The organism is Halomonas sp. NCCP-2165 (genome assembly GCF_023708045.1).
Taxonomy (GTDB): Bacteria; Pseudomonadota; Gammaproteobacteria; order Pseudomonadales; family Halomonadaceae; genus Bisbaumannia; species Bisbaumannia pacifica.
The window spans coordinates 28737-40024 of sequence record NZ_BRCY01000017.1 but is presented as its reverse complement, the minus strand read 5'-3'; the positions used below and the strand labels follow the sequence as shown (position 1 = coordinate 40024).

8 protein-coding genes are annotated in these 11288 nt (G+C 66.0%); 1 reads left to right on the top strand and 7 read right to left on the bottom strand.

The annotated features are described in order from the left end of the window. Nucleotides 1-16: 16 nt before the first annotated feature. Both ribD and nrdR read right to left on the bottom strand, forming a co-directional pair. Nucleotides 17-1147, bottom strand: coding sequence for a bifunctional diaminohydroxyphosphoribosylaminopyrimidine deaminase/5-amino-6-(5-phosphoribosylamino)uracil reductase RibD (gene ribD / locus NFU04_RS10385; RefSeq protein ID WP_251309369.1), 1131 nt, complete (start codon nucleotides 1145-1147; stop codon nucleotides 17-19). A gap of 16 nt (nucleotides 1148-1163) precedes the next feature. Beyond that, entirely contained in the window at nucleotides 1164-1640 is a 477-nt protein-coding gene (gene nrdR / locus NFU04_RS10380) for a transcriptional regulator NrdR (protein ID WP_146804435.1), read from the bottom strand. A gap of 90 nt (nucleotides 1641-1730) precedes the next feature. Between nrdR and dsbG the strand changes: the two genes are divergently transcribed. Further along, a complete protein-coding gene (dsbG, locus tag NFU04_RS10375; protein ID WP_251309368.1) occupies nucleotides 1731-2483 on the top strand; it encodes a thiol:disulfide interchange protein DsbG in 753 nt (250 codons plus the stop codon). A 253-nt stretch (nucleotides 2484-2736) separates the two neighbouring features. Here the strand turns inward: dsbG and NFU04_RS10370 are convergent, their stop codons facing one another. The 5 genes from NFU04_RS10370 to NFU04_RS10350 all read right to left on the bottom strand — a co-directional run bounded on the left by NFU04_RS10370 (nucleotide 2737) and on the right by NFU04_RS10350 (nucleotide 11249). Next, entirely contained in the window at nucleotides 2737-3138 is a 402-nt protein-coding gene (locus NFU04_RS10370) for a DUF6691 family protein (RefSeq protein WP_251309367.1), read from the bottom strand. After that, nucleotides 3135-3599 (bottom strand): YeeE/YedE family protein, encoded by a 465-nt coding sequence (locus tag NFU04_RS10365; RefSeq protein ID WP_251309366.1) that lies wholly within the window; start codon nucleotides 3597-3599, stop codon nucleotides 3135-3137. The genes NFU04_RS10370 and NFU04_RS10365 overlap by 4 nt, the downstream gene beginning before the upstream one ends. A gap of 35 nt (nucleotides 3600-3634) precedes the next feature. Continuing rightward, on the bottom strand, nucleotides 3635-4504 hold the full coding sequence (locus NFU04_RS10360; RefSeq protein WP_251309365.1) for an MBL fold metallo-hydrolase: 870 nt from the start codon (nucleotides 4502-4504) through the stop codon (nucleotides 3635-3637). A gap of 256 nt (nucleotides 4505-4760) precedes the next feature. Continuing rightward, nucleotides 4761-9992: a beta strand repeat-containing protein gene (locus tag NFU04_RS10355; protein ID WP_251309364.1), complete on the bottom strand. Its 5232-nt coding sequence runs from the start codon at nucleotides 9990-9992 to the stop codon at nucleotides 4761-4763. Between the two features lie 585 nt (nucleotides 9993-10577). After that, nucleotides 10578-11249: a response regulator transcription factor gene (locus NFU04_RS10350; RefSeq protein ID WP_251309363.1), complete on the bottom strand. Its 672-nt coding sequence runs from the start codon at nucleotides 11247-11249 to the stop codon at nucleotides 10578-10580. Nucleotides 11250-11288 lie beyond the last annotated feature (39 nt).

Here is an 11288-nt window from a genome sequence, read left to right as displayed (position 1 = left end):
GGCTCGCTTATCCGACCTACGTGACCCGCCGCGGCCGGGCGGTGATCCGCCAATCCTGGCCGATGGCGCGGATATCGAGGATCTCCAGGGGGCGCTGCTGGGTCATGCGCTCGAGGCCCGGCAGCTGGAACAACGGTCGCGCCTCGCCGCCCAGCAGGGTCGGCGCCATAAAGAGCTGCAATTCGTCGATAAGGCCGGCGTCGAGCATGGCCCCGGCCAGGGTCGCCCCGGTCTCCAGCAGCACCTCGTTCACCTCTTCCTCGGCGGCCAGGTGCGCCAGCAGCGCCGAGAGGTCGACCCGGCCGCCCTCTCCTGCCGGCAGGACCACCACCTCGGCGCCGACGGCCTCCAGGCGCGCGCGCCGCTCGCCGTCCTCGCTGCGGGTCGCCACCAGGGTTCGCCCCGGCTCGCGCAGGCAGGCCGCGGCCTCGGGCATCCGCAGCCACGAATCCACCACCACCCGCAGCGGCTGGCGCCCGGCAATCGTTTCGGCGTCCGCGAGCCCCAACTGGTCGGCGCGTACCGTCAACCGCGAGTTATCGAAGATGATCGACTCCACCCCGGTCATCACCGCGCCGGACTCGGCGCGCAGCCGCTGCACCGCGGAGCGGGCCTGGGGGCCGGTGATCCATTGCGACTCGCCGGAGCGCATGGCGGTGCGACCATCCAGGCTCATGGCCATCTTCAGGCGCACGAAGGGACGCCCCGCGCTCATGCGCCGGATAAAGCCGGGGTTGAGCGCCCGCGCCTCGGCCTCCAGCAGCCCGCAGGCCACCTCGATACCGGCCTCGCGGAGGATGGCGAAGCCCTGGCCGGCCACCCGGGGGTTGGGGTCCTGCATGGCGGCCACCACCCGCGCCACCCCGGCGTCCACCAGGGCGCGGGCGCAGGGGCCGGTGCGCCCCTGGTGAGCGCAGGGTTCGAGGGTCACATAGGCGGTGGCGCCCCGCGCCGCCGTGCCGGCCGCCCGCAGCGCCAGCACCTCGGCATGGGGCTCGCCGGCGCGGCGATGGAAGCCCTCTCCCACCAGGCGCCCCTCCTTGACCAGCACGCAGCCGACCCGGGGATTGGGATGGGTGGTGTAGCGACCGCGGCGCGCCAGGGTCAGGGCGCGCGCCATCCACTGCTCGGGGGTAGGCATGGCCATGGGGCTCCTCGGAGTTTCAGTCGTCGTGGGGCGAAAATTGCGGTTCCTGGGCCAGGCGATCGATCTCGGCGCGGAATTCGTCCAGGTCCTGGAAGCGCCGATAGACCGAGGCGAAGCGAATATAGGCCACCTGATCGAGGCGCTTGAGGGCCTGCATCACCTCCTCGCCGATATCGCGGGCCTGGATCTCCCGCTCGCCGCGGGCACGCAGCCGCTGACGAATCCGCTCCACGGCGGCCTCCATGGACTCGGCGCTGACCGGGCGTTTCTCCAGCGCGCGCAGCATGCCGGCGCGCAGCTTGGCCTCGTCGAAGCTCTCCCGTGAGCCATCCGCCTTGATCACCCGGGGCATCACCAGCTCGGCGGTCTCGTAGGTGGTGAAGCGCTCGCCGCAGGCCGCGCACTGGCGGCGACGGCGCACCTGATCGCCATCCACCACCAGGCGGGAGTCGGTGACCTTGGTGTCATGGGCACCGCAGAAGGGACAATGCATGAATCGGTTCCGGGATTTACTGTTGGCTGGATTGCGTCCTATTGTAGCGATTCGCCGATACCTCGCCCAGCCACTATCCCCGGAGACACCATGCCCCCTCGTGCCTTGCTGTTCGGCGCCGTCCTGATCACCGCCGCCCTGCCCACCGGGGCCGAGTCCCTGCCCGCCCCCATCGCCGCCCTGGAGCGCCAGGGGCTGAGCATCCACGGCAGCTTCGAGGCCCCCGGCGGCCTGACCGGCTACGCCGGCAGCTATCAGGGTCGAGAACTGGCCGCCTACCTGCTGGCGGATGGCGAGCATGTGATCGTCGGCACCCTGCAGGACGCCGCGGGCAACGACCTGAGCGCCGCCCCCCTGGAGCGCCTGGTGCGCGCGCCCCAGGATGCCGAGACCTGGGCCGAACTCGAACAGAGTGCCTGGATCGCCGATGGCGACGACGCCGCCGAACGCGTCGTCTATGTCTTTACCGACACTCGCTGCCCCTACTGCGACGCCTTCTGGACGGCGGCCCGCCCCTGGGTCGAGGCCGGCCGAGTGCAACTGCGACATATCATGGTGGGGATATTGAGCAGCCAGAGCCCGCGGGAGGCCGTCGCCCTGCTGGCCAGCGACGACCCCGCCGCGGCCCTGGCCGAGCACCAGGCCGGCGGCGAGATCGCGCCCCTGGAGCAACTGCCCCGGGCACTGGAAGAGGCCATCTATGCCAACCAGCAGTTGATGCATGGCCTCGGCATCATGGCCACCCCCGGTATCCTCTACCGCCAGGGCGAGCTGGTGGAGCTGGCCCAGGGCCTGCCCGATGAGCAGGCCATGGAAACGGTGATGGGCTCACCGCGCCCATAGGCCGGACAAACCAACGTAGGTCGGATAAACGAGCGTAGGTCGGATAAACGAGCGTAGGTCGGATAAACGAGCGTAGGTCGGATAAACGAGCCGAAGGCGAGTGCATCCGACGATGCGAGTGCATCCGACGATGCGAGTGCATCCGACGATGCGAGTACCTCGGACGATGCGAGCACCTCCGACGATACGAGTACCTCCGACGATACGGTATCGCCTGCTGTCGGGTGCGCTCGCTGTCGCTCGCTTACCCGACCTACCACCGGCGAGCCAGGTACCAGCCCGCCAGCATCGCCACCAGCATGGCCGCCAGCGGCGCGCTCAAGCCGCCGATGGAGGCGAAGGCCGGCCCCGGACAATAGCCGGAGAGCCCCCAGCCGATGCCGAACAGCGCCGCGCCGCCGAGCAGCCGCGCATCGAGATCGCGGCGACTGGGCAACCGAAACGCCTTGCTCACCAGGGGCGCGCCGCGTCGCCACACCAGCCGATAGCCGATAAAGGTGGTGACCACGGCACCGCCCAGCACGAACATCAGGGTCGGATCCCAGGCCCCGGCGATATCCAGGAAGCCCAGCACCCGGGCCGGGTCGGTCATCCCGGATATCGCCAGCCCCAGGCCGAACAGCAGCCCGGCCAGATAGCCCATCGCCGCCTTCATGCGCCACCTCCCAGCAGATGTCGGACCACATAGACGGTGACCATGGCCATGCTCAGGAAGGTCAGGGTCGCCGCCAGCGAACGCGGCGAGAGCCGCGACAGGCCGCAGACCCCATGGCCGCTGGTGCAGCCGCTACCGATCCCGGTCCCCAGCCCCACCAGCAGGCCGGCGACGACCATCAGGCCCACGCCACCGGCCGGGGCGCCGATCACCGCACCGGCACCCTGACCCGCCACATTGCCGAGCCCGCCACCCGATGCCATGACCAGCAGGGGACCGCTGATCAGCCCCAGCAGGAAGGTCAGCCGCCAGGCGCTATCGCCCCTGGGACGCTCGAACACCAGGCTGGAGAGAATGCCGCTGATGCCGGCGATTCGCCCCAGGCTGCCCATCAGCCAGGTGGCCGAGAGGCCGATCAACACGCCTCCCGCCAGCCCATGCAGACTTGCGCTCCAATCCACCGTGATACTCCTCCTCGTCGATAATGCCCCTGCCCTCAGAAGCGATTGATAGGTACCTTGAGATAGACCTGGCCATTGTCCTCGGCGGGAGGCATCTCGCCGGCGCGCATATTGACCTGCACCGAGGGGATGATCAGTCGTGGCATGCCCAGGGTGGCATCCCGCTCGGTACGCATGCGCACGAACGCCTCCTCGCCGACGCCCCGATGGACGTGGACGTTGTGGGCGCGCTGCTCGGCCACCGTGGTCTGATACTGATACTCCTCGCGCCCCGGTGCCTTGTAGTCATGGCAGAGGAACAGGCGCGTCTCGTCGGGCAACGCCAGCACCTTCTGGATGGAGCGATAGAGGGTGCGGGCATCGCCGCCGGGGAAGTCACAGCGAGCGGTACCGTAATCGGGCATAAAGAGGGTGTCACCGACGAAGGCGGCATCGCCGATCACATAGGTGAGGCAGGCCGGGGTATGTCCCGGGGTATGCAGGACGCGCCCCTCGAGCCGGCCGATGGCGAAGGTGTCGCCCTCCTCGAAGAGGCGATCGAACTGGCTGCCGTCGCGGGCGAACTCGGTGCCGGCATTGAAGGTCTTGCCGAAGATCTCCTGTACCTCGGTGATGCGCGCGCCAATGCCGGTCTGCCCGCCGAGCCGCTCGTGGAGGTAGGGCGCCGCCGACAGGTGATCGGCATGCACATGGGTCTCGAGGATCCACTCGACGGTGAGACCACGCCCCCGCACGAAGGCGACGATCTCGTCGGCGGAACGCACCTCGGTATGACCGGCGGCGTAGTCGAAATCGAGCACCGAGTCGAGGATGGCGCAGGCCGGACCGTCCGGGTCTTGCACCACATAGCTGAAGGTATTGGTGGGCTCGTCGAAGAAGGCAGTGATGACGGGCTGCTGGGACATGGGGCCTCCATTCGCATCGCGATTCTGGAGCCACCATCATAAACGACAGAAAGTCATGTTTTTATACTTGATAGTTATAAAAAGAGAGGCGTGATGCGCTTAGCATGAGTCCCCGACAGTTATCGCTTCCCTGGACGATGACCCGATCGGGAAGGCCCGGCCCGGCACATAATGCAACGGGCCGACCCGCGCGATGCGGGTCGGCCACAGAGGGTGAATGGGGCGAGCCCACCGGATGGCAGGCCCGCGTCTTGGCTTAGAGCAAGGCGTCGAAGTCCACGGAGAACGTGTACGCCGCAGTGTCCTGGTCGCCGTCCTCGAGCGTTGCGGTGAAATTCAACGCGAGGGGATCCGGATCGAACTGCTCCGAAGTGGTGAACTCGATGACCGGGATCTTGATGGTCCCAGTACCCATGAACAGTTGCACCGCATCGATGTCGTTGGGGCCCTCGGGGTCACCGATCGTGAAGCTGACCTGACCGCCCGCCTCCGGCGAGAGCGGATGAGCATCCGTGACCAAGGTCTCCGCGCTCACCGTTCCGTCCGCGTAGTAGACTCGGTAGTAGAGTTCTTCCGGAGGGTTGTCATAGCCCCCCACCGAGTTGTCGATGTAGACCTTGACGCTGCTCACGTTGAAGCCGGTCGGGTCGACAACGAAACTCTCATCGACCTTGCCGCCCTGTGTCACATTGCCGTCGATGCCCGAAAGCGCGTTGCCGTTGAAGTTGTTGTTACCGTTCCCGATGCCGGCGGTACTGACGTTCATCTCGTCGTCGCTCAGGTAGGTAGCGCCCGCTTCGATGGCGGCCTCCGATTGGTTGAGGAACAGCGAGATATCACCCGACGAGGCCGTGGGATCCACCGCGGAGAACACGACCTGGCTGGAATCCAGCAGGGTCAGAGTCCGCACCGGATCGGGGCCACCGGCATCCAGCGAGCCATCCGCCGTCGATAGCACGATCTCTTGTGCTGGCGGGGTATCGAGGGTGACCATATAGGTGTCATTGTCGAGATCGACATCTAGGGTGAACTCGACCGTTTCGGACTCGCCGTCCCCATTGAAGTCATCGGTAATGGTCCCCGTCCAGGTCGTATCGGTGACCGACTCCATAAAGGTCACGCTGGCATCCGGATCCGAAGTCTGGATGGGGCCGTTGTCGTCGATCTCATACGAATCGAAGGTGATCGCCAGATCGGCGAACCCGTCGGCCCCGGGACCATCGACGAAGGTACCGGTAGCCTTGGCCGGATCCTCCGACTCCGGCTCCGGATAGGTGCCGGAGGCATCGCCGACGGCGATGGTCGGGCCGTCATCGCCGAAGCGCACGTTGCCGCCGAGGTCGAGCGCCTCGGAGTTGACACCGCTGGTGTCACCCTCGCTGTCGGTGGTCTCGGCCGAGGCCACCAGCTCGACCAGCCCGTCGGCCAGCGCCTGCTCGTCGCTGATGTAGGCGCCGTCGTAGGTGTCGGTCTGGCCGTGGTCGATCACCCCGCTCTGGGTCTGCGTCAGCACGCCCGTGGTGCTATTGAGCGCCAGGGTGAAGATCGTGTTGCCGGCCGCGACCGAGCCCTCGTCCGCGGCGGTCGAGCCCGTGACCAGGGTGCCGTCACCGTTGATGTAGAGGTTGATCGCCTCCCCGCCCGAGGTCAGGCCCGAAGCGGTGCCTTCCGCCACCGCGAGCTGCAGCGCGTAGTCGATATCCGTCTGCCCGGCGCCGTCGGCCCCGAAGTCGTCCTGATTGCCGATGGTGAAGGCGGTCGAGAAGTCGACCACCGCGACCGTCGGCGAGGCGTTGGTGTCGTCGCCGCTCTCGGTGCCGGTGAAGTTGCCGCCGCTCAGCCCGCCGTCGAAGGTCAGCCCGACCGGGTCGGTTTCATTCAGCGCCACCGTCGGATCCCCCGGGCCGTCATCGCCGAAGCGCACGTTGCCGCCGAGGTCGAGCGCCTCGGAGTTGACACCGCTGGTGTCACCCTCGCTGTCGGTGGTCTCGGCCGAGGCCACCAGCTCGACCAACCCGTCGGCCAGCGCCTGCTCGTCAACGATATAGGCGCCGTCGTAGGTGTCGGTTTTGCCGTGGTCGATCACCCCGCTCTGGGTCTGCGTCAGCACGCCCGTGGTGCTATTGAGCACCAGGGTAAAGATCGTGTTGCCGGCCGCGACCGAGCCCTCGTCCGCGGCGGTCGAGCCCGTGACCAGGGTGCCGTCACCGTTGATGTAGAGGTTGATCGCCTCCCCGTCCGAGGTCAGGCCCGAGGAATCGCCCTCCGACACGCCGGTCGCCAGTTGCAGCGCGTAGTCGATATCCGTCTGCCCGGCGCCGTCGGCCCCGAAGTCGTCCTGGTTGCCGATGGTGAAGGCGGTCGAGAAGTCGACCACCGCGACCGTCGGCGAGCCGTTGGTGTCGTCGCCGCTCTCGGTGCCGGTGAAGTTACCGCCGCTCAGCCCACCGTCGAAGGTCAGCCCGACCGGGTCGGTCCCGCTCAGCGTCACCGTCGGATCGCCCGGGCCGTCATCGCCGAAGCGCACGTTGCCGCCGAGATCGAGCGCCTCGGAGTTGACGCCGCTGGTGTCACCCTCGCTGTCGGTGGTCTCGGCCGAGGCCACCAGCTCGACCAGCCCGTCGGCCAGCGCCTGTTCGTCGCTGATGTAGGCGCCATCGTAGGTGTCGGTCTGGTCGTGGTCGATCACCCCGCTCTGGGTCTGCGTCAGCACGCCCGTGGTGCTATTGAGCACCAGGGTAAAGATCGTGTTGCCGGCCGTGACCGAGCCCTCGTCCGCGGCGGTCGAGCCCGTGACCAGGGTGCCGTCACCGTTGATGTAGAGGTTGATCGGATCGCCGTCCGAGGTCAGGCCCGAGGGATCCCCCTCCGACACGCCGGCCGCCAGTTGCAGCGCGTAGTCGATATCCGTCTGCCCGCCACCGTCGGCCCCGAAGTCGTCCTGATTGCCGATGGTGAAGGCAGTCGAGAAGTCGACCACCGCGACCGTCGGCGAGCCGTTGGTGTCATCGCCGCTCTCGGTGCCGGTGAAGTTACCGCCGCTCAGCCCACCGTCGAAGGTCAGCCCGACCGGGTCGGTCCCGCTCAGCGTCACCGTCGGATCGCCCGGGCCGTCATCGCCGAAGCGCACGTTGCCGCCAAGGTCGAGCGCCTCGGAGTTGACGCCGCTGGTGTCACCCTCGCTGTCGGTGGTCTCGGCCGAGGCCACCAGCTCGACCAGCCCGTCGGCCAGCGCCTGCTCGTCGCTGATGTAGGCGCCGTCGTAGGTGTCGGTCTGGCTGTGGTCGATCACCCCGCTCTGGGTCTGCGTCAGCACGCCCGTGGTGCTATTGAGCGCCAGGGTAAAGATCGTGTTGCCGGCCGCGACCGAGCCCTCATCCGCGGCGGTCGAGCCCGTGACCAGGGTGCCGTCACCGTTGATGTAGAGGTTGATCGCCTCCCCGTCCGAGGTCAGGCCCGAGGAATCGCCCTCCGACACGCCGGCCGCCAGTTGCAGCGTGTAGTCGATATCCGTCTGCCCGCCACCGTCGGCCCCGAAGTCATCCTGGTTGCCGATGGTGAAGGCGGTCGAGAAGTCGACCACCGCGACCGTCGGCGAGCCGTTGGTGTCGTCGCCGCTCTCGGTGCCGGTGAAGTTACCGCCGCTCAGCCCACCGTCGAAGGTCAGCCCGACCGGGTCGGCCCCGCTCAGCGCCACCGTCGGATCGCCCGGGCCGTCATCGCCGAAGCGCACGTTGCCGCCGAGATCGAGCGCCTCGGAGTTGACACCGCTGGTGTCACCCTCGCTGTCGGTGGTCTCGGCCGAGGCCACCAGCTCGACCAGCCCGTCGGCCAGCGCCTGTTCGTCGCTGATGTAGGCGCCGTCGTAGGTGTCGGTCTGGTCGTGGTCGATCACCCCGCTCTGGGTCTGCGTCAGCACGCCCGTGGTGCTATTGAGCGCCAGGGTAAAGATCGTGTTGCCGGCCGCGACCGAGCCCTCGTCCGCGGCGGTCGAGCCCGTGACCAGGGTGCCGTCACCGTTGATGTAGAGGTTGATCGCCTCCCCGTCCGAGGTCAGGCCCGAGGAATCGCCCTCCGACACGCCGGTCGCCAGTTGCAGCGCGTAGTCGATATCCGTCTGCCCGGCGCCGTCGGCCCCGAAGTCGTCCTGGTTGCCGATGGTGAAGGCGGTCGAGAAGTCGACCACCGCGACCGTCGGCGAGCCGTTGGTGTCGTCGCCGCTCTCGGTGCCGGTGAAGTTACCGCCGCTCAGCCCACCGTCGAAGGTCAGCCCGACCGGGTCGGTCCCGCTCAGCGCCACCGTCGGATCGCCCGGCCCATCGTCATCGAACTCCAGGGTAATCGCATCGGCATCGCTCTGCGTATTGATATCAGCAAGTGCCACGCCGCCGATATTGAACCTGGCATTCCCCGTTCCACCATTCTCCACCATAAAGCGGTTATGGTCGCCGGCGGTCTCGAAGGTAATCACGTCGTTATTGGTAATTCCCGTGACCTTCACGGTGCCACTGGCATCGGTGGTAAAGGCCACCGCCACGTCGTTGACGTAGACGGCGGTAATCTCGATAACGGTATCGTCGGCGATCCCCGGAATAAAGCCGGTGCCCTCCTCCTGTGCGGTGAAGAGCGCGGTAAGTTCCACCGTCGCGGTCGTATTACCGGGGCCCACCTTGACGATGGTTACCGAGCCTTCCGTGGCCGACTGCAGCGAGCCGAACTGGATATTGGCCGGGTCGCTGGCCTCGGGCCCGGACAGATCGGGGACCAGGTAATTCGGGTCCATCTCGTTGACATAGGTAACGACTAGCCCCTCGCCGGCATTGATATTATTGCTGTTGGCGGCGAGCGAGGTTGGCTCGTTATTGGACTTGCTGCTATTGACAGTCTCGCCTGCGCTGCGCCCGGTGACCACGATCGCCACACCACCAGACTCGCCGAAGGCCATAAAGTCGTTATTTCCCGAAGGCGCCCCCTCGAAATCGAACTGGAGGGTTTCCTCCACGGTGACATTGACGAAGAGGTTGTTCAGCGTGGTGGTGTCATCGGGATTCGACCCGTCGGCATGCTGCTTCGGCAGGTAGTCGAGGAGATAGACATCGGACGAGGTGCCGTCCGCGCTCGGCACGATTACCGCGATAAAGGCGACATTGCCCGATTCCGTCCTTCCGATCAGTATATTGTCATCGCTCGGATCGGTATTTAGCGTTACCGTTTCGTAGGTATCGGTGTCGGGGTCCAGCGCCTTCAGGTTGCTGGCGAGGTCTTCGATAGAGGTGCCATCCGCGTCCGCCGCCCAGCCGATGGTCGTGAGTCCGTCGGGGGTGCTGATCATCCCCGCCTTGAAGGCGAGATTCGCGGGCGTACCGAATAGGTTGTAGAGGTCGGCAAACAGCGTCTCCCCGTCGGCGACGGAGATATCATCATCCTGCTCGCTGGGGCTTTCGTCGACCTTGATGGCACTCGTGACTTCCAGGATATCTTCTGACATGGTTTTTCTCCCACAGCCACTCAGGTTAGCGATAATTATCCGGCCCACTTCCGGGCCAAGGAGCTTTACGACGGAGCCACCATCCGGTGTATTACGTCCCCGACTTACTCCCCGGCGCCTCGTCCCGAAGTATCAATAAGCGACTCGACGGCATCGTTCGACAAAGTCGCCGACCACTCATATAAAACTTAGTCACACCCCCGCCACTTACTTATCAATTACACAAGAAAACAGAATCAATTATCTGCTATCGGAAACACGAGAAAACCCCATAAACCAATATGCCAATATATTGTGATTACTCACACTAGAAAGATGAATTTTCTCATACTTTTAATCGCAAGCCGTCGGGTGCACTCGCTGACGCTCGTTTACCCGACCTACAGGTGCATTCACCCGGCCCATAGGTGCGCCTACCCGACCCACAGGTGCGTTTACCCGGCCCATAGGTGCATTTACCCGCCCACCGGTTCGCTGGTCCGGCTTTTCTGGCGCGATGCCCAGGCCTATGCAGGTTGCATAGGCCGAAGACGCCTCCAACGGGTTGGAGGCGAGCGTCATGGATCACGGGAGAAAGGAGGTGGGTTATTCGGGGTAGCGGTGCTCGGGCAGCGGGGGCGGGGCGCCCAGGTGGCGGCGGGTCCAGTTGATCGCCTGGCCGCGGCTATGCACGTCGATCTTGCGGAAGATGTTGTAGAGGTGCGACTTGACGGTATGCTCGCTGACGAAGAGCCGGTCGGCGATCTCCAGGTTGCTGGCACCCGCGCCCAGCAGGCCGATGATCTCCAGCTCGCGCTGGGTCAGCCCACAGGTGGGGCGATAGACATTGAGCTGGCGCTGCCGGTAATACTCCAGTAGACGAGCCATCAGCGAGCGGGACATCCAGGGCTTCCCCTCCCGCAGCAGGCTCAGACCCTTGCAGATCAGTTCGAGGCTGTCGCTGCGATAGAAGATGCCCTGGAGGTGCATGCTGGAGAGCAGCTCGACCGCCTGGGCCTCGTCGCAGAGGTTGAAGGCGGCCAGGAAGACGTCGGGCAGTTCGGCGGCGCGAAGCTGCCAGGCGTGCAGGGTCGACTCCTCCAGGTGGTCGATATCCAGCAGGATCAGTTGCCGGCGCCCTCCCCGAGGCCGGCCAACCATCCGTGGCGTCAACAGGGACACCGCGCACTCCAGTTGCCGATGCAGGTAGTCGGCAAATAGCTGGGACTGGGGCGTCGACTCGGTCACCAGGTGAATCGGTGGATTCTCCAACAACATACGAATGCGTCTCCCTTCCCTGTCGCCGCCCGGCCGGGG

What these genes read in the sequence shown, in the direction of transcription:
- ribD (WP_251309369.1), bottom strand. Translation starts at nt 1,147, where the DNA reads ATGGCCATGCCTACCCCCGAGCAGTGGATGGCGCGCGCCCTGACCCTG.
- nrdR (WP_146804435.1), bottom strand. Translation starts at nt 1,640, where the DNA reads ATGCATTGTCCCTTCTGCGGTGCCCATGACACCAAGGTCACCGACTCC.
- dsbG (WP_251309368.1), top strand. Translation starts at nt 1,731, where the DNA reads ATGCCCCCTCGTGCCTTGCTGTTCGGCGCCGTCCTGATCACCGCCGCC.
- NFU04_RS10370 (WP_251309367.1), bottom strand. Translation starts at nt 3,138, where the DNA reads ATGAAGGCGGCGATGGGCTATCTGGCCGGGCTGCTGTTCGGCCTGGGG.
- NFU04_RS10360 (WP_251309365.1), bottom strand. Translation starts at nt 4,504, where the DNA reads ATGTCCCAGCAGCCCGTCATCACTGCCTTCTTCGACGAGCCCACCAAT.
- NFU04_RS10355 (WP_251309364.1), bottom strand. Translation starts at nt 9,992, where the DNA reads ATGTCAGAAGATATCCTGGAAGTCACGAGTGCCATCAAGGTCGACGAA.
- NFU04_RS10350 (WP_251309363.1), bottom strand. Translation starts at nt 11,249, where the DNA reads ATGTTGTTGGAGAATCCACCGATTCACCTGGTGACCGAGTCGACGCCC.